The organism is Geomonas oryzae (genome assembly GCF_004117875.1).
Lineage (GTDB): Bacteria > Desulfobacterota > Desulfuromonadia > Geobacterales > Geobacteraceae > Geomonas > Geomonas oryzae.
The window spans coordinates 964,735-989,904 of the sequence record NZ_RAHW01000001.1; the positions used below are offsets into that span (position 1 = coordinate 964,735).

Annotated in this window: 18 protein-coding genes; 11 read left to right on the forward strand and 7 right to left on the reverse strand. The window is 60.2% G+C overall.

Annotated elements, in window-relative coordinates:
- Positions 1-7: 7 nt before the first annotated feature.
- The 5 genes from D6Z24_RS04310 to tsaA all read right to left on the reverse strand — a co-directional run bounded on the left by D6Z24_RS04310 (position 8) and on the right by tsaA (position 3,109).
- Positions 8-595: a class I SAM-dependent methyltransferase gene (locus tag D6Z24_RS04310; protein WP_129125290.1), complete on the reverse strand. Its 588-nt coding sequence runs from the start codon at positions 593-595 to the stop codon at positions 8-10.
- Positions 596-731: 136 nt separating this feature from the next.
- Positions 732-1,148, reverse strand: coding sequence for a cytochrome c3 family protein (locus D6Z24_RS04315; RefSeq protein ID WP_162605068.1), 417 nt, complete (start codon positions 1,146-1,148; stop codon positions 732-734).
- A 95-nt stretch (positions 1,149-1,243) separates the two neighbouring features.
- The gene (locus D6Z24_RS04320; protein ID WP_129125292.1) at positions 1,244-1,570 is read right to left on the reverse strand and encodes a hypothetical protein; all 327 of its coding nucleotides are present in this window, start codon (positions 1,568-1,570) and stop codon (positions 1,244-1,246) included.
- 183 nt (positions 1,571-1,753) lie between these two features.
- Entirely contained in the window at positions 1,754-2,254 is a 501-nt protein-coding gene (locus D6Z24_RS04325; RefSeq protein ID WP_129125293.1) for a chemotaxis protein CheX, read from the reverse strand.
- A gap of 336 nt (positions 2,255-2,590) precedes the next feature.
- Complete coding sequence (tsaA, locus tag D6Z24_RS04330) at positions 2,591-3,109, reverse strand: tRNA (N6-threonylcarbamoyladenosine(37)-N6)-methyltransferase TrmO (RefSeq protein ID WP_129125294.1); 519 nt, start codon at positions 3,107-3,109, stop codon at positions 2,591-2,593.
- Positions 3,110-3,424: 315 nt separating this feature from the next.
- On the opposite strand from tsaA, the gene D6Z24_RS04335 reads away from it, so the two are divergent.
- Both D6Z24_RS04335 and D6Z24_RS04340 read left to right on the forward strand, forming a co-directional pair.
- On the forward strand, positions 3,425-4,285 hold the full coding sequence (locus tag D6Z24_RS04335) for a PhnD/SsuA/transferrin family substrate-binding protein (protein ID WP_129125295.1): 861 nt from the start codon (positions 3,425-3,427) through the stop codon (positions 4,283-4,285).
- A complete protein-coding gene (locus tag D6Z24_RS04340) occupies positions 4,272-6,569 on the forward strand; it encodes an ATP-binding protein (protein ID WP_129125296.1) in 2,298 nt (765 codons plus the stop codon). The genes D6Z24_RS04335 and D6Z24_RS04340 overlap by 14 nt, the downstream gene beginning before the upstream one ends.
- Positions 6,570-6,574: 5 nt before the next feature.
- Here the strand turns inward: D6Z24_RS04340 and D6Z24_RS04345 are convergent, their stop codons facing one another.
- Positions 6,575-9,544 carry an ATP-binding protein gene (locus tag D6Z24_RS04345; protein WP_129125297.1) on the reverse strand — a complete coding sequence of 990 codons (2,970 nt, stop codon included), beginning with the start codon at positions 9,542-9,544 and terminating at the stop codon, positions 6,575-6,577.
- 367 nt (positions 9,545-9,911) lie between these two features.
- Between D6Z24_RS04345 and D6Z24_RS04350 the strand changes: the two genes are divergently transcribed.
- Both D6Z24_RS04350 and D6Z24_RS04355 read left to right on the forward strand, forming a co-directional pair.
- Entirely contained in the window at positions 9,912-10,748 is an 837-nt protein-coding gene (locus D6Z24_RS04350) for an FkbM family methyltransferase (protein WP_129125298.1), read from the forward strand.
- Positions 10,749-10,966: 218 nt separating this feature from the next.
- Positions 10,967-11,899: a DMT family transporter gene (locus tag D6Z24_RS04355; protein WP_129125299.1), complete on the forward strand. Its 933-nt coding sequence runs from the start codon at positions 10,967-10,969 to the stop codon at positions 11,897-11,899.
- Positions 11,900-12,170: 271 nt separating this feature from the next.
- Here D6Z24_RS04355 and D6Z24_RS04360 read toward each other — a convergent pair whose 3' ends face one another.
- Positions 12,171-13,313, reverse strand: coding sequence for a hypothetical protein (locus D6Z24_RS04360; RefSeq protein ID WP_129125300.1), 1,143 nt, complete (start codon positions 13,311-13,313; stop codon positions 12,171-12,173).
- Between the two features lie 349 nt (positions 13,314-13,662).
- Between D6Z24_RS04360 and D6Z24_RS04365 the strand changes: the two genes are divergently transcribed.
- The 7 genes from D6Z24_RS04365 to D6Z24_RS04395 all read left to right on the forward strand — a co-directional run bounded on the left by D6Z24_RS04365 (position 13,663) and on the right by D6Z24_RS04395 (position 25,148).
- Entirely contained in the window at positions 13,663-16,590 is a 2,928-nt protein-coding gene (locus D6Z24_RS04365) for a beta-propeller fold lactonase family protein (RefSeq protein WP_198419504.1), read from the forward strand.
- 78 nt (positions 16,591-16,668) lie between these two features.
- On the forward strand, positions 16,669-18,138 hold the full coding sequence (locus D6Z24_RS04370; RefSeq protein ID WP_129125301.1) for a metallophosphoesterase: 1,470 nt from the start codon (positions 16,669-16,671) through the stop codon (positions 18,136-18,138).
- A gap of 245 nt (positions 18,139-18,383) precedes the next feature.
- Entirely contained in the window at positions 18,384-20,639 is a 2,256-nt protein-coding gene (locus tag D6Z24_RS04375) for a nitric-oxide reductase large subunit (RefSeq protein ID WP_129125302.1), read from the forward strand.
- A gap of 283 nt (positions 20,640-20,922) precedes the next feature.
- Positions 20,923-21,381: a YaiI/YqxD family protein gene (locus D6Z24_RS04380; RefSeq protein WP_407925405.1), complete on the forward strand. Its 459-nt coding sequence runs from the start codon at positions 20,923-20,925 to the stop codon at positions 21,379-21,381.
- Positions 21,382-21,590: 209 nt separating this feature from the next.
- Positions 21,591-22,019, forward strand: a complete 429-nt coding sequence (locus D6Z24_RS04385; RefSeq protein WP_129125303.1) for a hypothetical protein — start codon at positions 21,591-21,593, stop codon at positions 22,017-22,019.
- Positions 22,020-22,627: 608 nt separating this feature from the next.
- The gene (locus D6Z24_RS04390) at positions 22,628-23,491 is read left to right on the forward strand and encodes an EamA family transporter (protein ID WP_281275015.1); all 864 of its coding nucleotides are present in this window, start codon (positions 22,628-22,630) and stop codon (positions 23,489-23,491) included.
- Positions 23,492-23,858: 367 nt separating this feature from the next.
- Entirely contained in the window at positions 23,859-25,148 is a 1,290-nt protein-coding gene (locus tag D6Z24_RS04395; protein ID WP_129125305.1) for a right-handed parallel beta-helix repeat-containing protein, read from the forward strand.
- The last annotated feature ends 22 nt before the right edge of the window (positions 25,149-25,170 follow it).

Genomic DNA, 25,170 nt, shown 5'->3' on the forward strand with positions numbered 1-25,170 from the left:
TCCCTTGTCAGCGTTTGACGACGAAGAGGAGACCGCGTTCGCAGCGCTCGTCGGGCCTGCTGCTCTTCGTGAAGTGGTAATGGGGGAGGTCCAGCTCCCGTACCCTTTGCGTGATGAGCGCCATGTTCGGATAGTCGACGGTGTTGTTGGTGTCGTGGAAGAAGAGGATGCCGCCCGGGCGCACCACGCGCAGGTGCTCGTCCACCCAGGTGCCGCTGTTCACGTGGTCGGCGTCCGAAATGAGGAAATCGTAGGCGTTGTCGGGGGAGTTCACGAGGAAGGTGCGCTCTTCCATCGGGGCGACCACGTTCACCCCGGCCATGCGCAGGTTACCCGCCACGTCCTCCATGTCGCCGCCGCGCGCGTCGCCCCAGTTGTCGACGCAGGTGAGCTTCCCTTTCCCGTTGTAACGCAGCGCGTGGATCAGGCTCACGGTGAGATAGCCGGTGCCGATACCGAGTTCGAGCACGTCGTCCGGCTTTTGCGACAGGAGGGTGCCGATGATGAACATGTTGTGGTTGCGGTCTATGGCGACCTCTCCCGCGCCGGACTCCATCGTGTTGAGCAGTGCGAAGTAATCGTTCAGGGGCTGCATTTGCTTCCTCCGTAGCGCCGAGGTTTGATAAGGGATGCCGGCAACTTAGAACCGGCGGCTTCTTTTTGCAAGGGAAAAAGCGGATGGGGTAAAACGTCAAGGCCCGGAGGGTAATCCGGGCCTTGCTTGATGGGGACTATTTGTCGTGGCAGGTGATGCAGAGCGCACTGTTCTTGTCGCTCTTGATCAGGTGCCCCTTGGCGGGGTTCAAGGGATCATGGCAGGTGAGGCACCCCACGGCGCCGTTCACCATGATCATGTTGCGCTCCTGCGGCGAGATCGGTTTGTACCCCTGCTTGTTCACGTAGCTTTGATAGATCATTCCGATGGGGTGCTCCCCGTCGAATGAGTGCACATGCATCGTCTTGTTGGACGCGTTGTTGCGCAGGTTCACCCGGACATCCGGCCCTGCGGCGCCGTCGTGGCAGCCGATGCATTCCCTCGACAGCGGGTCGATCTCCGGCGGTGCGTCGGCCGGTGCCGGACCCGCGTTGGCTATGACAAGCGCCGCCGCTGCTGCGATCAGTGCGCTTTTTCTATTGCTCCATGGCATGTTTGCCCCCTTGGCAGGCCGGTTCATAAAATACGTGCTGTCCGATCTCTTCGGCGGCACTCCGGCGGGACTTTAGGGGAGAAGCCTTTTCCGGTTTACCTGGTCCTGGAACCCCATGAGAAGCTCACCAGGGCGAAGGAGCGCTCTCCCGAGGTCTCGCCTTCGTCCGCGTCGGCCGTCTCCTCCCGGTCATCGATCCGGCTGTTCAGCTTCGCCTTTTCCACCTTGGCAAGATACGCCTTTTGCGCCTCGACCGACTTTTGCAGCATCAGGGAGTAAGGGCAGATCCCCTTGGTCGACGCGGCCGCCGCCGGGGTCTCGTCGGCACGGGCTGCGGTGTTGAGCCCCTCCAAGGCAACGGCGGTAAGGGTGAGTGTCAGTATGGTGAAAAGCTTTGCTTGAAATCTTGTCAGGGGTCTCATGGCTTCCTCCTGTTCGGTGCGTGTTGACCGTACCGTTACAAGTAAGATGCCAGCGTGCCGTGAAAACGTCAGTGCGATAAATCGTGTAATTACTGGAACTTATCCTGGAACTTGAAAATCCATTTCGTGCCGGGTGTTCAGCCTCTGCACAATCGCGACAAAAGGGGTGTTCAGGTTCTGATATCAATCCCGTTCCACGGCGAGCGCCGCGATGAACCACTCGTCCTCCAGATCGAAGAGCAGCGTCATCACCTCCGGTTTCTTGGCCACGTGGATCACGTACTGCTTTCCAGAGACGATGGAAGGGGTGGAAAGCCGGATCGCTAAGGACTCCTCGGAGAGGTAGCGCTTGAAGGCGCCGGCGAGGACGTTGGCGACTTCGCCCAGGGCGTCCTCCACCTCCTCGTCGGTGGGTTCATCGATATCGAGCATCTGGCAGGCCATGCGATGCGCGAGGTGCGTCGAGACGTGCAGGCTCACCAGGCCGTTGTATTCTCCGGCAAGGCCGACCAGGCCGCTGATGCAGTCGGCGAAGTTGGAGGCGGGATCGACCGAGAGAGGCAGGTGCAGCAGGTGGTCCATGCCGAGGAGGGTCGAGAAGATCTTTCTCGTCTCCTGGATGAGCGATTTTTCCAGAGCCGGTCCGTCGCTGCCGATTCTTGCAAGTAAATGATCAGAAAACATGTTTTTTCTCCATCCCCGGTGAAGTGCGGCTGCACCCGTTGTCCCGCACGAAGACAGGAAAGGGGCGCGGCCGGTGTATCGACAGGGGGTAGAGCAGGGGGCGTGCCATCAGCCAAAGGTGCGGCGGACGGGGAGTTTGCGTCGTGCGTCTGTGGAGCGGGTGTCCCGGAGGGGGACGGTGTGGTTGCTCCGGGGACAATTGTGGGGACGTCGGCGATGCCGGAGGGGAGATATGACGTTGTCGAAAGGCTATTTTGCCCGACTAATGTGGCGCTTGTGTGGTAAACAGCGCCGTGGCCCGCGGATGGCGGTGGCAGCGCACCGGGGTGCGGGCGCCTATCTCGGCCTGCGCGGACCGGGTGCGTAGCCGCGGCCGAGCGCGGCATCGAGCTCGTCGATCCATCCCGCCTTTGCGTCGGGAAACGCGTCGGCGTAGGGGACGTAAGGTTTTATGTCGAGGACGGGCGTCCCGTCCAGAAGGTCCACGCCGCGCAGGTGCAGCGTTTTTCCTTCGATCCCGACCAGCTCGACGGCTGACAGTCCGATTGAGTTTGGGCGGTGCGGCGACCTGGTGGCCAGCACTCCCCGTTTCGGTCCCCCACGTGGCGGTTTGACGCTGCTTCTCCACCCTTCGCTCAGGTGAAAGGCGAAGATGAGCCAGAGCCTGTCGAAGCCGCTCAAGTCCTGAATGACCTTCTCGTCCAGCCATTCCTCGAGCACAAGGGTTGCCGATGCGGGTTCGCCGCTCTGCGTTCCCTCCACCACCGTGCCCTGGTGCGGTGCGTCGATGCGGCGTGCATAGGGGGATTTTAAAAGCCCGATGGGGCGGTAGGTGAAGTTGGTTTCTTGAATCATGTATTACTCTCTCTAAGGCCCCGGATTCTAGAACAGCCGGTATGAAAACGCAATACGTCCTTGAGTAAATCTATCGTGACCGGTCATTGGAATGACCTGAAGAGCATCGCTCCATGTGCCGACGTGGATAGCAACGGTAAAGTCGGAATCGCTGAACTGCGCAGGATGATAGACACCTATCTCGGGCGATAACGGCATGGCACTGGATCTGGCGCAATTATTGTTATCATATCTTCGGTAAAGGTTTCTTTCGAAATCACCTATGAGTAGGCCGATGCCGGTGTGTTATACCTATTCGGGACACGAGGTGTTTCGATGAATAGACTTGCCGCCGGCTGTTGTCTCTTCCTTAACCTGTTACTGACGGCGCACGTTGCCTGTGCTGCATCACAGGATACGTATACCTTCGCCGTCGTTCCCTATTACAGTCCCGAGAAGATCTGGACGCTTTTCACACCGGTGGTGAATTATCTCAGCAAGACCACCGGTGACAAATGGCAGCTCCAGCTCTACCCGAATCACGCCGAATTTCTCAACGACATCTGCAACGGAAAGATCTCTGCGGCCTTCACCGGTCCGGTTCCGCTCGCCCGCGCCTATGAGGCCTGCGGCGCAAGACCCGTTCTGGTCGCGCTCGCTCAAAACGGCAAACCGGTGTACCACTCCGTTTTCGTGTCGAGCGATCAGGCGATCCGGAACCTGCGCGACCTGAAAGGGAAGCGGGTAGGCTTTTTCAAGGGCTCCACCGCGGCACACGTGGTGCCGGTGAGGATGCTCAAGGATGCCGGGGTCTACATGCCGGACATATCCCCCGTGTTCCTCAGCAGCCAGGACAAGCTCGTATCCGCACTGCTGACCGGCGACATCGCCGCGGCTGGAATAAAGGAGAGCCTCTACCAGAAGGTCTCCCGTGAAAAGCTGCATGTCCTCTCCCGTTCGGAACCCCTGCCCAATTTTGCCGTCTGCGCCCTCCCCACGTTTCCCGCGAAGGTGCGCGACCGGCTCGTTTCATCCTTGCTGAAGCTCAAACCCCTTACCAATGCCCGGGACAGGGAGCTCGTCAGCCACTGGGACGACGAGGTGAAGCACGGTTTCGTCACCCCCGACCGGGACTTCCTCGTCGGTGTCTTCCGAATCCGCGACATGTTCAAGGACGCAGGTAATGGCATTCGATAGAAAAAGCCTCGGCTTCAAGCTGATAGCCCCCAGCCTCGTCGTCATCGCCGTCGTCTTCTTCGCTCTGCTTTTCCTCATCAAGTCAATCACCGTCCGGGTCCACGACGACTACGTCCGCTTTACCCTCGCCTCCGCCAACGGCGAAGTGCGCAAGGTCCTCACCACTGCCGCCAACGACCTCACCGCCGCCCTGCTCGCCGGAAATGACGAAGTAACCGAAGCGAAACAAAAAAGCGTGATGGAGGCGCTGCGACTGCTCTGGTCCGCACCCGGCCACGGCGGCGTCCTCATGGACTCCAAGGGAGCCGTGCTCTATACGACGCTACCCATCCCCGTCACACGGATCGTCGCGGCCCAGGCGGCGGACGGGTACCGTTCCATAGAGATCGGAGACGAGGTCGTCGGAACCTTCGGCCAGCTCTTCCCCATGTGGGGATGGAAGGTGGTGACGGTAAGCAGGGTCCGCAACACCCTGCTGCAGGAAGGCAAGATCGGCATGCTTGTTCCGCTCGTCGCCACCGGCTGCGTTCTCATGGTCTTCGGTATATTCCTGGTGCTCAGGAAAAACCTGCAGCGCCCGGTGGAGAGCATGGTTGCGGCGGTAAGTTCATCCAGAAGGGTGGAGCCGACCGGCGTTACCGAATTCGACATCGTCGGGAACGTAGTCAACGACGCCTTCCAGCGTCTTACGGAACAGACGGAGATCTTGCGGCAGGAGCTGGCGGAGCGGACGAGGATACAGGAAGAGCTCAGGGCCAAGGACGAACGGATACACAATCTGCTCGACTGCACGGAGGAAGGGATCTTCGGTGTCGACCCGGACGGCGTCTGCACCTTCTGCAACCGGTCGTGCCTGCAACTGCTCGGCTACCGGCAGGAGGAAGACCTCCTGGGCAAACGGATTCACGACCTGATCCACCCGCCGGGGGTGAGCGGTGAAACCGTCGCCGGCGAGGACTGTCCGGTCTGCAACACGTTTCGGACCGGGGCCGGTGCCCATCTTCCCGCCGAGGTGCTGTGGCGTGCGGACGGCACGGCGCTGGAGACCGAGCTCTGGGCGCACCCGGTGGTGGACGACGGCAGGATATGCGGCGCGGTGGTCACCTTCATCGACGCGACGCAGAGGAAGCTGCTCGAGGACCAGCTGATCCAGGCGCAGAAGATGGAGTCGATCGGCAGGCTCGCAGGAGGCATCGCCCACGACTTCAACAACCTGTTGACCCCAATCATGGGGTACTGCGAGCTGCTGCGGCTCGACCTGCCGGAAAACACGCTGGTTCAGGAACGCTGCGGGAACATGATGAAAGCCGCCGGAGGGGCGAAGGAGCTGGTGCAGCAACTGCTTAGCTTCAGCAGGAAGCAGGTCCTGGAGATGAAGGTGATCGACCTGAACCAGGCGGTCGGCAACTTCCAGAGCATACTGCGGCGCACCATCCGCGAGAGCATCGATCTCAAGATGTCGCTTGCGGAAGGAAGCTATCCGGTAAGGGCGGACAAAAACCAGATCGAGCAGGTGGTGATGAACCTCGTGGTGAACGCGCAGGACGCCATCGGCGAGCACGGCGTGGTAACCATCGAGACGGCACCGGTGCTTCTGGACGACGAGTACGCCCGCCTGCACAAGGACGTCATCCCCGGGCGGTACCTGATGCTCGCCGTCGCCGACGACGGTTGCGGCATGGACCAGGAGACGCGGCAGCGCGTCTTCGAGCCGTTCTTCACCACCAAGGGGATCGGCAAGGGGACCGGGCTCGGCCTTGCCACCGTCTACGGCATCGTGCGGCAGCATGGCGGCAACATCTGGGTGTACAGCGAACCGGGCAAGGGGACCGTCTTCAAGTGCTACTTCCCGCTCGCGGAGGGGGCGGCGGTTGCCGAGCGCGCCGATGCCGGCGACAAGGTCAGCCTGGAGGGAGCAAGGCGGACCATCCTCCTGGTCGAGGACAACGAGATGGTGCGCCTGCTTGTGGCCGAGCTTCTGGCGCAGGCGGGGTTCGAGATGCTGATCGCCGGAGACCCGAAGGAGGCGCTGAAACTTTCCGAGGGGCGCCGCGTGGATTTGCTCGTCACCGACGTGGTGCTCCCGCACATGTCCGGCCCGCAACTGCACCGAAAGCTCCTGCAATCCGATGCGGGACTGAAGGTTCTCTACATGTCCGGCTACACGAGCAACGCCATCGTGCACCAGGGGGTGCTTGACGAAGGGACGCACTACATCGCGAAGCCCTTCGCGCTGAACGAGTTCGCCCGCAAGGTCGCCGAGGTGCTTGCCGCTTCAAGTTGAGACCATTACGGGTCGGCGACGTCGTGCTCCTCCCTGAGCGGCTCGTCTTCCGCGTCCCCTTGCGCCGGTGTTCGGGGGGGGAGGCTGAAAAAGGCCGGGTCCTCGAACTGTCTGAGCTTCGCTACCTGCGTTTCATCGTCCTCATCCGCCGTGCAGATGATCCGCCACTCAAGAAGGGCGTCCAACCGGTGCGTGATGTCCCAGAGGATCAGCGTGGAGGCATCCTTGTCGTAATCATAGGCGTGCCACCTGGTCGGCGTTTCGGTCCAGATGATCCGTTCAAGCGATATCGTCTGGCTGAACTTGTTCGTGTTGAGGTTGTAAAAGGTCCCTTTCCCATCCGATAAACACAGGAGGGCGACGTGGGTTTCGGTGCATACCCCCTGGACGCCCGATTGGCAAATGAGGCCTCCCGCGATCGAATCGGGATACTGTTTTATGATCTTCAGCTTGGAGTTCAGCACCTTGACGGTTTCTTCTCTGATGTAGACCTGGAGCTTCTCGCAGTCCACGGCGAAGGTCTCCATCGGGATGGTGCGGGCCGTCCGGCTCTGGCCGGGGGGGATGTCAAGGTTGCTGTTGAGGAGAAAGGTGCCCGTATCGGTCCCCAGGAACATGGTGTCGGGGTGGTACGATCCCCTGGCGACGCAGCTAACCTCGCCTTTGGCATGGAAGGTTCTCACCGCGGTGCTGACGACGTCGAGGCTCTGTCGTACCACCCTGATGTTTTCTCCCTCAACGATGCATGCGTAGTAATCGTTGTCCTTGCTGCTCGACATGAGTACGCCCCGAAACCAGGCGTTCTCTTCATAATTGAAATTTTCATTCATGAGTACCTCGGCCACAAAACATGCTCCCGTCTCCGACAGCTTGGCCCGCCACATGTGGTTGGGGCTGACCTTGTTGCCGAAGAGAAAGAGGTCCCTGTCGGGTATGGAGTCAAGAAAGCCAAGATCCTTGAAGTGCGGGGACCGGTACCGCGCTGCGGTGCGTTTTGCGACGTTGACCACGAGGATGGTCTCATCGTCCTCCCTGAACAGCGTGTGCAGGAGCGATTCGCCGATCAGGGGCAACGGGAAGCGCGGCTTGGTCGCCAGATCCATGTCCGCGTCCGTCGAGGCGATAACGGTAATTGGTTCGACTTCTATGGCGAAATAATCGGCGATTTCCCGGTCGATATCGGCGAGCTTTTCCTCGTTGCCGATGCAGCCGCGCAGCGCGGCCGCCCTCGCGGCATTGCCGATCAAAAGGGCGCGGCGGTAGTCTTCCAGGTTGTCAACTTCGGTGTTGATGTAGGTGTGACAGCTGAGCGCCATGTCGATACTCTTGCGAGCTCTCGCTGCCTCGTCCGCGGGGAGTTTCGACGTCACCCTGCGTGAACGGCCGGCGAAGTTCCTTGCTTCCGCCAAAGACCCGGCATACATGATCTGCGTCAGCAGGCCCCTGGCAGCGTCTCTCACGGACTCCCAGTTCAACTCCAGCAGGAGATCGTATTCATCGGCGAAACAGGAATAACCGTTGAAGTACGCTTTGAGCTTCTCCAGGCGATCCAGACATCCCTCGGGCTTGCCTGCCAGAAGCTGTGCCTTCACCGCGACGAAGCTGAGCCATATCTCCCTGGCCTCCTCATCCGGCACCTTCATAAGCCTGCGGTTTCCCCGGAGCACGGAAAACAGCGGCGACACCGCGAGGGCCTCCTCTAGTATCCCGGTCCCCCCCTCGCGTGACAGCCACATCAGGATGTCGAAGCAGGCGGGCCAGTCTTCGGCGGCGGCGAGGGCGCGCAGTTCGCACAGGCGCTGTTCGACCGATTGAAGTTTCAGTGCACTCTTTTCCTTCTCGATGAGGGCTCTCACCCGGCTCGCGCCGTTTCTGTCCAGTTCCTGCAGCTCGACGAGCCGTTTCAGCCTCTCTTGCGGTGATGCAGACCTCTCATACTCCAGCCATAGCGCCTTGATCTCCTCTTCCGTCCGTGTCGCCTCGATTTCGCGGAGCAGGCCGCGTCCCTCCGGATAGTGCGGGTAGCGCGCAAGAGCCTGCCGGATCAGCGCTTCAGCCTGATCGAGGTCCCCTGCGGCCAGAGCCGGCCGGGCCTGCAGCAGAAGCGGCTCCGCCTCCGCCCGCATGGACTGCTCGATCTTGTTCCGCAGCTCGGTTTCGGCCGGCAGGATCCCCTCTTTTGCCTCGGCAAGCTTCAAAAGCGACAGTGCGGCGGAGAGGTTCCCGTCACGGAAGGATATGTCGGCGCAGGCGAAAAGCGCGCTCTTGCCGAGGGTGTCGGGACGGAGGTTTTCGAAAAGGGCCCTCGCCTCGGGAATCATGTCTCTGCCGTAACAGGTGAGCGCCAGGAGCTCGCGCACCTGCCGGTCCGCCTGGACGTCGTCCGGTTGGGCGAGGATGGTTGCTGCTGCGCTTTCGTACGCGCCCATCTCCTCCACGAGGATGCGCACCGCCTTGATCAGGGGCGTCAACTCGTTTCGTTCCCGGACCCGGATGGCCGAGAGGGTTTCCTCAGCGCCGCTGTAGTCGTACTCGACCAGCAGGCGCTGAGCGAGGGCCAGGGCCTCCCGTGCGGGAGTGCCGCTCTTCACCTGTTTCTGCTTTTTCTTGGGGGGGGGCTTCGTCGTCGCCTGTGCCTGGATCGGTGCCGGTTCATCGATGGCGTCGAGTGCCTTGACCGAGAGCACTCTGATATGGGTATGGCAGGCGTCGATGGTCGAGTTGTATCTGTGTCTGATGAGCAGGATGTCGTCGCTGTAGGGGTGAGGGATGAGCCGGAAGTTCTGGCCGTAGTTTTCCAGGAGCAGGTTCTGCAGGGAGTCCTTCAACCGGTAACCCGTTTCGCGGTCGGCCTCTGAAAGCTGGAGCGAGGTGGGGTTGACCTGCTTGATGAGGGAGATGATCTCTTCGGCTCCGGGGAGCCGCGAGGAACCGAGCACTGCCTCCGCACGCCGTACGTGCTTTTCCCATAACATAAGAGCGTTCCCTCCTGTCAGTAAAATTAAATGGAACTAATTTTACTCTCTTTGCTCGACGGCGCAAGAACGCGGTTCGTGTTTATGACAGTGGGAGACGGTGTCCCCGGAGGCGATCGTTGACAGACGCAGTATCAAGGGATGTGTAAGGCTTGGTTGAGCGGGCACGGTCCAAGGTGCGTGTGCGGAAAACGGCTCCGTTCAGGAGTGATTCGGTCCGCCGGGTCGCAGATGTGTCTGCCCTGAGTCGAGGGAAGTGTGTTCTCTCTTAAAGTGCGGCTTGATCCTTCCGATAGGGATTGATGCGGCCGGTAAACGGCCTGCCGCGTGCGGTACGACTTTTCAGCGGGAAAGAGCGAGGTGCGGGATGTTACTGAAGGATCTTTTCAAGCTGGCGATTCCCCCTGGCGCCACCGTTTTCGACATCGGCGCCTTCGAAGGGGAACTCTCGCTTTTCTTTGCTGCGTTGGCGGGGAAAGAGGGGCGGGTGTACTCGTTCGAGCCTCACCCCGAGCACTTCCTTGCGCTGTCGATGCGCGCATGCGAGGAGCCGTGCGCCAACGTATTCCCTTACTGCCGGGCCATTTCGGCCACTGCAGGTCATCAGGTGCTTTTCCTCGCGCCTGATGCGACCGCGCAATCCTCCAGCATCCTGCCGGAGCTGGGAAGCGAGAGCCGGCTCGGAGCGGGGGTGCGTCGCTGCCTGGTGGAGACCGATACGGTGGATGATTTTTCGCGCTCGATCGGCCGAGTTCCCGACTTCATCAAGATCGACACTGAAGGTGCCGAACGCCTGGTGCTTGAAGGGGCGCGCCGCGTAATAGAATCATCATTTCCCACCCTTGTTTTCGAAGGCGTTTTCGGGTTCAATGCCGAACGTGGTGCGTTCCCCTTCGGTGAGGCGGTCCCGTCCCATGTCGCGTGGCTTGAATCCATCGGTTATCGCATCTGTGTCGTCGACATCGACTACCTCATCAGTGCCTGGGTCTCGGAAGGATCCCGACTTTACGCAACGAACTACGGGCTTTTGTCGCTTACCTCAGCGGAGTTCTCTCAGTTGCCGCTCACCGGCTGCAACCTGGTCGCCTTCCACGGGTCGCGAAGCAATGTATATGAGCAACTGGACGCTGCCGTTTCCGATCGCCTGCTGGACCTCATGACCCGCGTCGGCGTACCGCTTGGTGCCTCTTCCGGCCTTGGCTGATCAACAATCGGTTTGACAAGGCGTACCGGCAACTGATATAGGTCCCGCATGTATCTTCCCTTCTCAAGCATACTGCCCCCTCCCGCAGCCATTCTCGCCTAGCAAGGCAGTCTGGCGGCTACCCTTCCGGTTCGCATCCCGCGTTCACACTACAGTTGCGCCTTTCTGCCTTGATCTCTGAGTGTTTCTTTTCCCTCTGAGCTTCAAGGAGACTTCATATGCAGTCACTGCACACGTCCCGCGCAGCGTCGCGCCGCGGGCTTTTACTGATCATGCTCGCCGCGGTACTTTGGGGTACCGTCGGCATTTCCACCAAGACCATTTATCAAATCGCCGCCACCAATCCGCTTTCCATCGGTTTCTTTCGTCTTGCGTTCTCCATCCCCGTCTTGTTCGCGGTCTGCTGGGCGAGGCTTGGCCGAGAGATGTTTCGGATCGCCCGGGCCGACCTCGGGCTGATGACGCTCGTCGGTTTGCTGACCGCTTTGTACCAGGCGTGCTACTTCGGAGCCGTCGCCCGTACCGGGGTCGCAGTGGCAACGGTGATAACGCTCTGCACGGCGCCGGTCATGGTCGCCGTCGTTTCCGCCGCTTTGACGAAGAAGGGGCCCTCGAGGGGGACGCTTTCGGCCCTGGTCGGCGCTCTTTCGGGAACCGGCCTGCTGGTTTTGTCCCAGGAACAGTCAAAGCTCTGCGGTGCGGACGCAAGCGGCATTGCGCTGGCCTTTGTCTCGGCCTTCAGCTACGGGATGATGACCATCGCCTCGCAACGACTCGCAGCGCGTTACGACTCGTTTCAGTCTCTTGCGGTCAGTTTCGCCATCGGTGCGGCGATACTGTTCGGTGTCGCCAATTTCCACGGCATGGTAACGACCTATCCTCCCTTTGCCTGGACGGTTCTTGTCTACCTAGGCGCGGTACCGACGGCGCTCGCCTATGTCCTCTTCTTCAGGGGGATGCGCTTCTCCTCGGCGACGGCGGCGAGTATCTGCACCCTCCTGGAGCCGTTGGTCGCGACTTTGCTGGCCTGGTTCCTCTTCGGGGAGCGCTTCTCTTCGATCGGATTTCTGGGGATTGCCCTGCTGATAGGGTCTCTGCTGCTGTTGTACCTGCAGGGTGCGCTGAGGCTGCGAAAAAAAGGCGGGTGGTGACCTGTGGGGGCTGTTTTCCGGGCAGCCGGCGGAAAGAGCCGAAAACTATGAGGCCCCTGGCTTTCGCCAGGGGCCGAAACAACTGCTCGAGGTTCGTCCCCCTTTTTGGGCCATCCGAGAATTTAGGAATGGCGAAAAGTATTGCAACTAAAACTCTACAGGTGATCTCGCGCTCCCCCCTTTGCGAAGGGGGGACGGGGGGGATTTACGCTCCGTTCCCGGCATCTCAGCCGTAACGCGCGCATGCTTTCGCGAAGCTCCCTGAAAATTTCTATTTTGCCGTTATGACGAGGGTGGCGCTGGTCACTTCTTCCTTTACCGGCTTGGTCTGGAAACGGTCGGTGCAATAGAAGAGTTTCGCCTTCACGGCGTACTCGCCCGGTGCCAGAGCCGGGTCCCAATGAAGCGTCCGTTCCTCACCGGCACGAATGGAAGACTCGTGCGGTCCCATGACGTCGGTGGTCTGCCCGTCCGTGGTCGGGGCGAACATCCATTCCTTCCGGCTCGTGCTTACTCCCTTTTTATCCGACACCTCAACCTGAAGGTAGACGGCACGCGACGGCTCGCCGGTCGGCACGGAGTGTCCCGCTCCGATATTCACGACCGCGAAGTCGAGCGACGGCTTGTTTTCATACGGCTGAACGATGGTGACGCTAAGGGAGCTCAGATGACGCTGCCTTGAATGGGCGCCCGTCCAGGTGTGCCGCCCGACGCTGCGGGGGGGAACGTCGAAGTCCTCGGCGGTCTTGCGAAGCGTCCGGGGCATGTGGCAGTCCTGGCACTGGTCTTTTCCAAGGCCCGGCTTGTAGTAATCTTCCTGCCATTCGAGGAAGGTCTGGAACATCTTCCCTGGGACCCGTTTGTCGGAGGACTGGAAGCCGTGGCAGTGGCCGCACATGACGGAACTCTGGAGCGCAGGCTCGACCACCGTTTTATGCGGGGCGCCGCTCGTGCTGTGTGACGCGCGGATGTTGCCGTCGGGAGTAAGGTGGCAGCTTGCACAGGTGAGCCCGCCGTTGGCCGCCGCGGCGGTTTTTGGCTTTACTTTGCCGTCGGCACCTTTGTCGCTGATGTTGAAGGCGTCGGGGAAATGGCAGCTGTCGCAGTGAAAGTCCTTCTTGTCCTGGCCGCGCGACTCGGAAAGAGCGGTGGCATGAGCCGTCGCCGAGGAGCTGACCTTGGCGGGCATGGCGAGGTTGCCGTGTTTCGTCTGTGCATGGGCACTACGGTTATCGCTACCGGTGCCGAGGGTGTACTCCCGGTAGATGGCGCCATGGCAAGCGCCGCACGTTTCAGAGGGGGTTGCCGTCCCCAGCGGAAAGGTGAGGTCTTCCGCAAAAGCGACGGGGCTCACGGAAAAGAGCACGATAAACGAGGACAAAGCGGCCAAGGTTAATTTCAATCGTTCAAGCACTGGATTCTCCTTTTTTTCATTTGGAACAAAACCTCTTCCTATTGGCACATCACTACATGGTTCCCGCGTCAAGGACTCAACGCGGGAGGCGATCCCCTCTTCTAACTGCACGGCCGGCAGGATAAGCGTCAGATTATGCCTCCAGGGGCCTCATCGTACAGGTGCAGTTTTAAATCTGTTTGCAGGGGCAGATTGGCCTTCGAGTCGTGACTGCGTTTCAGGCTCCGGATCCGTCAAATAGAAAATAATTTTAAAGAAATTCATAATGCTGACCGACTTGGAGAACTGTTGTCTCGAATATTGCCGACCGGACTGGATTGAGGAGCTATTTGACAAGAGGAGGTTTTTTATGAAACCCGGCTTATGGTTCGCCTTTGTACTGACTGCAGCACTCTCTTTGCTCTCGGGTTGCAACGGCAGCAGCAGTGTCGGTGATGCGCAGTTCCTTCCCAATATGAACCAGTACATCACGCCGCTTGCCCCGTCGGGCTCCCGATTCGAGCCGTTGAACCCCGGTTTGGCGGACAAGCCGGACTGGCTCGCGGGCCAAGCGGTAACGGCGGTCAAAAGCCCCGACGGCAAAACCCTTCTGGTACTGACCAGCGGCTACAATCGCGTTTATACATCCACCCCCAGTACTCCCTACCCTTGGTACACGCCGGACTCCAACGAGTACGTTTTCATCTACGACATCTCAACCGGCACGCCGGTGAAAAAGCAGGTGGTGCAGATTCCCAACAGCTACAACGGGATCGTCTTCGATCCGTCGGGCAAGGCCTTCTATGTGAGCGGCGGGGTGAGCGACAACGTGCATGTCTTTACCCGGATCGCCGACGGGGCCTGGGGAGAGGTGAACACACCGCTTGCCCTGGGACACAACAATACCGGGAACGGTCTTCCCTGGAACGCCAACTTCGGGAACGGTTCGATAAACCTTCAGATCGGAGTGAAGCCGTGCGCCGCCGGGGTGGCCGTTTCCGCCGACGGCAAGACGCTCGTGGTTGCCAACTACTACAACGACTCCATAACCGTCTTCAGGGGAGGGCTGAACAACTGGACGCCGGCAGCGGAACTGGATCTGCGTCCGGGCAAAAGCGGCGGGACCAAGGGCGTTGCCGGGGGGGAATATCCCTTCTGGGTGGCCGTGAAGGGGAGCGAGGCGGACGGGACCGCGACGGCTTACGTGTCGAGCATCCGTGACAGGGAAATCGTCGTCGTCAGCCTGAATGGCGCACCGGCCGTGACGGGGCGGATCAAGGTCGTCGGCCAGCCCAACAAGATGGCGCTCAACAAGGACCAGTCGCTGCTTTACGTGGTCGAAGACCAGTCGGATTCGGTGGACGTGATCCGCACCGCCGACAACGCGATCGTCGGCACCATACCGGTCATCGCACCGGCGTCGGTAGTGCCCGCTTCGCTGGAGGGCCTCAGTGGCGCAAACCCCAACAGCGTCACCTTGTCGCCTGACGAGAAAAGGCTCTTCGTGACGAACGGCAACCTGAACAGCGTCGCGGTGGTGGAGCTGAACGACACCAGGGCAAGCGGCGAGGTGATCGGGCTCATTCCCACCGGGTGGTATCCCAACTCGGTCTGTACCAGCGCCGACGGCAATTGGCTCTACGTGATCAACGGGAAATCCGCGACGGGACCGAATCCCGATTTCCGTTACAGCTACGGACCTCCATCCCGCCCGAACGGTTTTCTTACGAACCACTACAACCCGCAGTTGACCAAGGCCGGGCTCCAGAGTTTCCCGCTTCCCGCCGCAGCCCAACTGCCGCCGCTGACGGCGCAGGTGATCTCCAACAACCGCTTCTCCTATGCGGACGGCGCGAGGGACCGGGAGGTCATGAGCGCACTGCAGGCCAACGTGAAGCACGTCATCTTCATCATCAAGGAAAACAGGACCTACGACCAGATCCTCGGCGACCTGGAGGTGGGTAACGGCGACCCCGCACTGGCGGAGTTCGGCGAACGCTACACGCCGAACCAGCATGCCGTGGCCCGGACCTTCGTGACGCTCGACAACTTTTACGACACGGCCGAGGTGAGTAACGACGGCTGGGCGTGGACCACGGCGGGGCGCGCGCCGGACGTGGTCGAACGCCAGTATGCCGTCGCATACGCGGGTAGGGGGCTCAGCCTGGATACGGAGGGGACCAACCGCAGCGTGAACGTGGCCTACGCGACCCTTGCCGAACGAAGGGCGGCCAACCCGCTCACCCCGGACGACGACGACCTGCTCCCGGGACAGACCGACGTGGCCGCGCCGGACGGCCCCGGCAACGAAGTGAACAAGGGGTACCTCTGGGACGCGGCACTGCGCAAAGGGCTCTCGGTCAGAAACTACGGGTTTTTCCTGGACACGACACGCTACAACGTCCCGATGGCCGCCGGCGGCATCGCCCTGTTGAAGGACCCCGCCTCCGTCAATGTTCAGGTGGCGTACCCCTCCAGTGCCGCGCTTGCCCCGTGCACCGACATCTACTACCGCGGCTTCGATAATTCCTTCCCCGATTACTATCGGTTCAAGGAATGGGAGCGGGAATTCGACGGCTATGAGGCGGACGGGAACCTCCCGGCGCTGAGCCTCGTCCGTCTCATGCACGACCACACCGGGAACTTCAACACCGCGATCGACGGGGTGAACACCCCCGAGATACAGCAGGCCGACAACGACTACGCCGTCGGGCTCCTCCTCGAGAAGATCTCGAAAAGCCCCAGGTACAAGGACAACACGCTCATCTTCGTCATCGAGGACGACTCCCAGGACGGCGGGGACCACGTCGATTCCCACCGCAGCATCGCCTTCGTGGCGGGTGCCTACGTGAAACGGGGGGCGCTCGTCTCCTCCCACTACAACACGGTGAACTTCCTGCGCACCATAGAGGAGGTACTGGGGCTTCGACCGATGAACCTGAACGACGCACTCGCCCGGCCGATGACCGACATCTTCAACACGACACCGGCGCCCTGGAGCTTTACCGCCAAGCCCGCCCCGATCCTCTACGGCACCACCTTGCCGCCTTTCGTCAATCTTCCGCCGCTTAGCAAGACGGCACAGGTGCCGAAACCGACGCACGACGCCAAATACTGGGCTAAGGTGACGAAGGGGATGGATTTTTCCTCGGAAGACAAGTTCAACTTCGCCAGGTACAACCGCATCCTCTGGAAGGGATTGATGGGAGAGCGCCCCTATCCCGCGAAGCCAACGGGGAAAAACCTGCGGCAAAACCGCAAAGAGCTGCTGGCCCGCTACACCGTGGCGCTAAACTAGCGCCGGGTGGGAGTGCATGCCGGGGCGCGACACCGGCCGGAGGTACAGCTTTAGATCTCAATCATCCAGGAGGATGGCATGGCAGAAAATGGGGGGAATGGATCAGGGAGGTACGGCATCAGCAGGCGGGACTTCGTGAAATACTCGACGGGGACCGTCGCGTGCCTGTACCTCGGGGCATTAACCGCCGCCTGCGGCAGCTCGACCCGCAACAGCGATTTTCCGGTAGTAGTCTTCTCCGACGTGCACTTCAACCCTCTGTACGACGGGACGCTTTTCCAGGCGCTCGTCGCAGCGGATGCGGGCGGATGGGATGCGGTCTTCAAGACATCGGCCATCACATCCCCTTCGGCCTGGGGGAAGGATTCCAACTACCCCTTGCTCGAGGTCGCCCTGGAAAGCCTGAAGGCGTCGCTCGGTGCGAGCCCCTTCGTGATTTTCACCGGGGACATTCTCGGGCACGGTCTGCCGCAGATGTTTTATTCCCATCTGAACGGGAGCACGAATCCCCGCGATGCGTCGGACACTGCGGCGATGCAGGCCTTTACCGATAAGGCGGTCACCTTTTTCATGGAAAAGGTGCGCGCGGCCGTCGGAAAAGTGCCGGTCTTTTTCGCGCTGGGCAACGGCGACTCCTACACCGGGTACGGGCCGGACGGCACCTTTCTTTCCAATACGAAGGAACTCTTCCACACGACGTTTCTTACCGGCATCGGCGACCGTCAGGCATTCGAGAGGACCTTCACATCCGGCGGATATTACTCCGTGGAACCGCCCGGAACCAACCTGATGGTGATCGGGATGAACACCATCATTTTTTCTCCGCTGGTGGCGCCGACTCCCGGCGCGAATGACGACGCGGTGGCGGAGCAACTGGATTGGCTCGACTCGAGGCTTGCCGCCGCTACCGTTGCGGGCAAAAAAGTATGGCTGCTGATGCACGCGCCTCCCGGTGCCGATCTCGGCACGACGGCGCAGCCGGCCAACCTGGACGCAGACGGCCATATTTCCACCGCCACCATGATGTGGGTGGCCCAGTATCAGACAAGGTTTCTGCAGATAGTCGCCAACTACCCGGGGGTGATCTCACTTACCCTTGCCGGGCATACCCACATGGATGAATATCGCGTGCTCCCCTCTTCGGACACGGTGGAGATAACGCCGGCCATAGCGCCGTACTTCGGGAACAACCCGGCATTCAAGGTCTTCACCATTTCCGGTCGTACCCTCAAACCAATCGATTACAGCTCCTTCAACTGCGACCTTGCCGGCGCTTCTTCGACCTTCTCGCGCTATTACACCTTCTCCGCTGCGTATTCTCTGAACGGAGATCTCGACGCTTCCCTGGCAAGGCTCACTCCGGCCTTGGTAACAAGCAGCCCCGACCAGGCGCTTTACCGGGGGCATTATTATTCGGGCCATAATGCGCCCGCTTCAGTGAGTGATACGTTCATCAACCCGATCACCGACAAGAATTGGCCCATCTACTGGAGCGGCATTGAGCATATGGGACAGCAGGAGCTTGTCTCGAGCGTAAATGCTTACTGATCATGCAGATGAGTGCCCATGCCCGGCTCTGTGCGCCACGCTCACCCAATGCCGTGATCGTGGGATAGCGGTTCCGGGTAATGGGCACTTCCTCACCCCATGTTTGACACACGAAGAGAGCCTGTTACATTCTTCACTTGTTGCCATTCGAAATCCCCTCCTCCAAATCTCCCATAATAGTAAAGCCTAGTGCAGAGTCGAAGTGTTGAACCGGTTGTCGTCAAAACCTAGTAATGGAGGTTTCCATGAACGTGCGCGATAAAAACTTGGTTCTTTCACCCCGGTGGCTGGTGACTGCAGTGGTCACCTTCCTGTTCGGATTTTCCGTGATGGGCTATCTCGCCTACCGCAACGCCTACGAGGGGCCGCCGGTCCCGCGGGAAGTGCGGGTGACGGACGGCACGGTGCTCTACACCGGAGACGACGTCATTGCCGGGCAGCAGATCTTCCAGAAACTGGGGCTCATGCAGTACGGGACCATCTTCGGTCACGGCGCATACCTCGGCCCGGACTTTACCGCCGAGTACCTGCACCTGAGCGGCGAAAAGCAGACGGGGTATCTTGCGGGGCAAGGACTTTCCGCCGCGGATGCGGCGGCCAAGGTGCGCGCAGAGTTCAGGGAAAACAGTTATCTCCCGGAGAGCGGTCAGCTTACCTTTTCTCCCGCCAGGGCACGCGCGCACGCGGAGCTCATCGACTACTACCGCGGCTGGTTCGGACCGCTTGAGACGCAGCAGGGGTTGAAGCGGCCATATCTCAGCGACCCCGAGGAAATCAGGAAACTCACCGCCTATTTCTCCTGGGCCGCCTGGACCAGCACCGCACAGCGCCCGGGCACCGAGCACTCCTACACCAACAACTGGCCCCCGGACAATCTTGCGGGGAATCGACCCACCGCCGGAGCGCTGTTGTGGAGCGTGCTGAGTCTCATCGCCCTTTTGTGCGGCACCGGCGCAACCCTGTTCGCGTTCGGGCGCTACGACTTCCTGGGCTGGCATGCGGCGGACCAATACTCGTCGAAGATGGAGACACCGGAAAAGGTGCAGCTTACCCCGTCGCAGCGCACGGTCGCCTGGTACTTCCTGGTGGTTTCCGGGCTCTTTCTCCTGCAGGGGCTTCTGGGCGGGGTGAACGCTCACTACCACGTGGAACCCGCGGGTTTTTACGGGTTCTCGCTGGAGAATTTCCTGCCCTACAACCTCTCGCGCATGTGGCACGTGCAGCTTGCGCTCTTCTTCGTCGCCTCGAGCTTTCTCGCCATGGGGATCTTCCTGACCCCGATGATCGCTGGGAAGGAACCGCCGCATCAGGAGAAACTGGCGCTAGTCCTTCTCGGTGCGCTCGTGGTCGTGGTCGTGGGGAGCCTGGCGGGGGAGGCGATGAGCCTCAAGGGGGCCCTTTCCACGGGCGGCCCCTGGTTCTACGTAGGCTCCCAGGGATGGGAGTACCTTGATCTGGGGCGGTTGTGGCAGATCCTGCTGACGGTCGGGATGCTGATCTGGCTGGTGATCCTGGTGCGCGGTATGAGGGAGAGGCTGCGCGGGGAGCACCCGGGAAACATGCCGTGGCTGTTCGTGTACAGCGCAGTCTCCATCCCGCTTTTCTATGCCGCCGGCATGCTCTACGGCAAGACGACCCACTTCAACCAGATCGAGTTCTGGCGTTTCTGGGTGGTGCATCTCTGGGTGGAGGACTTCCTCGAGCTCTTCACCACCATAATGGTCGCCTACGTCTTCATGCTGATCGGCGTGGTGCGCGTGCGGGTCGCCACCACCATCATCTACCTCGATATCATCCTCTACTCCATAGGCGGGGTGCTGGGGACCATGCACCACCTCTACTTCAGCGGACAGCCCGAGGTGCACATGGCCTTCGGCGCGTTCTTCTCAGCCATGGAGGTCATCCCGCTGCTTCTTCTCACCTACGAGGCGTGGAAGTTCATGGGGCTGGGGGCTCCGACCGGCACTTCCATGCTGAGCACCACAGCCGAGATGTTCCCGCACAAGTGGGCGGTGATGTTCCTGATCGCCGTCGGGTTCTGGAACTTCCTCGGTGCGGGCGTTTTCGGCTTCCTGATCAACCTGCCCATCGTGAGTTACTACGAGATCGGCACCCAGTGGACCGCCAACCACGGCCACGGCGCCATGATGGGGGTGTACGGCATGCTCTCCTTGGGCTTTTTCATGTTCGTGGCGCGCTACTTCGTCCCCCTTGACCGCGCCAGCAACCGCGCCATGGCCATCGCCTTCTGGTGCACTAACCTGGGGCTCGCCTGCATGCTCTTTCTCAACCTCTTCCCGGTGGGGCTGCTCCAGTTGAGAAAGATCCTCGCCACCTCCTACTGGGAGGGGAGGCAGCCGGAATTTTTCGCCGATCCCATGGTGCGCGTATTCGAGTGGCTGCGCCTGCCCGGCGACACCCTCTTCATCGTTGGGATCCTGCCGGTGGTCTATCTTGCCGTGCGCATGTTCCTGAACCGGAACCGGCCGCGCGTCATGTAGTTGTTCCTTCGAACCGAAAGCTGAAAGAGAAAAGGCCTTGCCTGTGGTGAGGCCTTTTTTCGTCGTGCTCTGTCAGAGGTCGGTTCTTCTGCCTGGATATGTCTTGGAGGATCAACGCCTGTTGCGTATAATCCGCTTCGCCGAGAGGATGTCCACATCCCCTCTCCCTCCGGGAGAGGGCCAGGGTGAGGGCGACGGCAGCTGCGACTCCTCACTTCGGGGCAACGCCCTCGCCCGGCCGCTAGTCAGCAAGGAGAAGATTTTGGTGGAAAGCAAGGTAACGATATGGATCGACGCGGATGCTTGTCCTCGTGTGATAAAGGAAATTGTCTTCAGGGCTTCGGAACGCTTACAGATGCCGGTGTACCTGGTTGCCAATCAAAGTCTCTCCAAGCATGAGACCAAGCTGGTCAGGTCCGTGGTGGTAGGCAAAGGGTTCGACGTCGCCGACGACTACATCGCCGAACATGCCGGTCCCGACGACGTGGTGATCACCGCGGACATCCCCTTAGCGGCGAGGATTGTCGCCAAGGGTGCCGTCGCCATTGATCCGCGCGGCGAGCTGCTCACCGAGGAGAACGTAGGCGAGCGTCTCGCCATGAGGGACTTCATGATGGAGTTGCGGGATGGGGGACTCGTGTCCGGAGGGCCTGCCCAGTTCAGCCTCACCGACCGTCAGCGTTTCGCCTCGTCGCTCGATCGTCTGCTGACCCAGATGCACAAGGGAAAGCGCCAGGTTTGAAGAGGGTGACGTTCAGCTAATTCGGACATGGCGGTGCCTGCAAGTGGAGGTCACCACCGTCTCCCCTGCTGCGTCCTTGCCACGCCGAAGAAATGCGCTAATCTTTGGCCTTGTTTGATTCGCCGCCATGATACTGCACCGGCGTTCACCGCAGGCCGGGAATGGCGCCCCCTAAAACTGACGCCGGTCGAACCGGATCATCGGTATCGTTGACGAACCCGACAACGGAAAGGAGGTGGATCAAAGACCGCATCAAACGCACATTTCCGAAGAACGACAAGGAGTTCCTTTCCGAAGCATGGCGGCTTCTTGATATCGTCATGAAACTGGTGCTGTACCAGTCCCGACCAAGACAGATCCCCGCCCCGGATATGCTCCGCAGTTTGTTGCAGCGGTTGCAGGACAGTATCGTGGGCGCCTCATTCAGGGACACGCGCCAGGTCGCACTGCGGAACCAGACGATGAGGGAAATCTCGGCCGCGTTCGACAAGATCTTCAGCTATCTGGAATCGGTGGCGAGCGAGGCGGATTTTGCAGCGTTTCGTCTCGACGGTCTGACCATTGTCAATCCGGGCGGGCGGAAGAGAGCCCGGCCCTCTCCTCCTTCCGAGACACCTGAGGACGCCGTCTACTCGTAATGGGCGGTGCTTCTTTCAAAATCGAACCTTCTGAAAGCTAATTCGCTCTCGTGTAGTGCATTCCTGCCTCCTCGTGATACGTTCCCACCCGTTTCGCATGCATCCCCTGATGATCTGAAATCGGCACTTCGAGCATGAAATTCATTTCCGCCTTCTCGGAATTAATTTCCGTGGCTGGTTAAAGCATTCGGTCACGGCGGTAGACCATTACTGCTTGTTAAAAACGCGTTCCGCAGCTACCGGAATCCATTTACCTTCCTTACGAAGTTCGTTCCGACCCTTTGGGAATGCATTTCCAGCCGATCAATTGAACTCCCTCCTGGCTGTAATGCATTACCACCTTTGGGAAATCCTTTCCCGAGCGATAATAACCAAAAAACCCTCGGATTTCCCCAAGGGCGCGGGTTTGGCGGATTTGGTGTCGGTGGGAAGGCCCAGGACGCCCGTCGTTGACAAACATCGTATGCCGGGGTAGGCTCCGGCAGCGGCAATTGTCGGGCGCAGACGGCCGGAAAATCCGAGGTGCTTCCGCCATAGGATTGATATCCCGGCGAAAGATTAAGAAGGCATTTTAAAGACGGGGTTGGTCGAGTATGTATAGCGGTGTCATGTGCATGATTTTATCCATGGTCTCCATCACCACAGGGGCAACACTTGCAAAAATCGTTTTTCCCGTGATCGGCCCCGAATTGACGACTCTCCTGCGCCTTGGGCTGGCGGCAGCGGTGCTTGCCGTTTTGTTCCGTCCATGGCGGCACCATCCCAGCCGGAAGGAACTGATGTGCATCCTTCCTTATGGCGCCACGCTGGGAGCCATGAACCTGCTGTTTTATTTTGCCATCGCGCGGATTCCTCTGGGCATCGCTTTGGCCTTGGAATTCATGGGTCCCCTGGCAGTAGCGCTTTACGGGATGCGCCGGCGTCAGGATTTGGCGTGGGTGTTGTTCGCGGTAACGGGTGTCGCTTTGCTGCTGCCTATAACGGACTTGTCCGCCCACCTGGACCCGCTGGGAGGGGTGCTGGCACTCGGAGCAGGAATATTCTGGGGCGCCTACATTTTGACCGGACGGCGCTTGGCGCTCATCGGGAAAGAAGACGGTATGCGGGGCGGAGTTATGGTGGCGTGGGGGATGCTTTCAGCTGCGTTGGCGGTGTCCCCCGTGGGATTGATCGCCGGAAACGTCGTGCAGATGGATACCCGCCTCTGGATGCAGGTCTTCGGTGTCGCCGTTCTGTCGAGCGCCATTCCCTACTCGTTGGAAATGGTTGCGCTGAAGCAACTTCCCACCAAAATATTCGGTATTCTGACCAGTTTAGAGCCGGTAATCGGCGCCGTTTCCGGCTTCTTGTTCCTCTCGGAGCACCTCTCCGCGATGCAAGCACTGGCCATCGGCCTCATCGTGGTCGCATCGGCAGGGAGTACGTATGCCGAAAGCCGGCGCAGGTATGTCGAAGCAGTGGCTTTACCTTGAGGTGGTCGGAGCAGACCTGCGATGTCGTGCCGAAGCTCTAGCTAGTCTTAAAGTAAGCGAAACACCGGTTCGACTTGCAGTCGATTGAGCGATGTGCGGGACCGGAGGATGACCAGAACGAACACGAAAAGGCCCTTGGAGAAATCCAAGGGCCTTTTCTATTGATGGTCGCAGTGAGAGGCTTCGAACCTCCGCCTAACTGCTCCCGAAGCAGGTGCGGTGAACAGACCATGCAATCCGATGGGTAGTCCGAGGGTGCTGCGGGTGGGAGGTCGCGGGTCGGGTGTTGACATTTTGTTACCGAGGCCTAATGTTTGCGTGGCGCCATGGTCTGGTGCCATCACTACCCGATCAAAGGAGGTAAACCATGAGAACGTCGACAAAAATCCTGCTGCTCGCCGCTATCGGATTGTCGGCTGGGTGTGGAGATTCTACCCAGTCCGGGGCACTGTCTACTCAAAGTGCCGCTGACCAGGTAACACAAACAACGGTCTACCGAGTAGACCTGGATGCGCGGCCCGGTGGCGACGGGAAATCCTGGGCGACGGCATTCGACTCCCTTCAGGCCGCTTTCCCGCAGAACCTGCCGATAGGGTCCGAGTACGAGGTATGGATCAGGCACGGCACCTACCACCTCCCGGCAGAACTCCATGTCAGCGGTTCGCCGCGCATCTACGGCGGCTTCGACGGCAGGGAGACGGAACTGTCGCAAAGGGACTGGGAAAAGCACAAGACGGTCATCGACGGCGACAACCGGTTCCGGGGGATCGTGAAAGAACAATCAGCCGGCAGCCTGATCGTCGACGGAGTGGAAATCACTCGCTGTCTGGATGGCGCAATCGTCAAGGCTTCCATCTCCGGAAGCCTCGAGGTGAGCAACTGCAAGCTTACCGACAACAGGGACGGAGCGGTATTTATACATGAGGGGACTTTTCAGATCAAAAATTGCGAATTCACGGGGAACGTCTCCTCCAACGATGGCAGCGCCATCAGCGGCGGCGGCACAAGGGGAAGCATCGAGGGGTGCTCGTTCACCAGAAATATGTCCGCAGGGTCCGGAGGGGCCATAAACTGCTACTATCTCGACAGGATCCTCGACTGCGCCTTTATCGGTAACAGCGCCGACCTCGATGGCGGCGCGATCTGGATGAACAGGGGGATCAACCAAGGATTCATCAACTGTCTCTTCAGCGAGAATCAGGCGCAGCACGGCGGCGCAGTCTACTGCCCCCACATGTTCCCGTCGGGCTTCTTCACCAATTGCACATTCGTCCACAACCAGGCCAGGGTCGGCGGTGGGGCGATACACTGCGACTCCCCCGTTGGGGAGAGCGGGGTGCGCCTTCAAATTGCCAACTCCATCATCTGGGGAAACCTTCCGGATCAGATAGGAGTGCTGCGCTCCGATAGCGTCGAGGTCACCTATTCCGACATCATGGGGGGCTTTGCCGGCGCCGGCAACATCAACGCCGATCCGATGTTCAGGCGGGGCAGGTTTTTACTACGGCAGCACTCTCCGTGCATCAATGCAGGGACCCTCGATGCGACCGATCTTCCTGAGACTGATTTTGAAGGGAACCCGCGAGTCATCGACGGCACTCCGGATATGGGGTACGTCGAAGCCCGCTGGCTCATACCCGACGAAGTGAGGCGCTGATCTTGGATGGGAGGAGGATCAG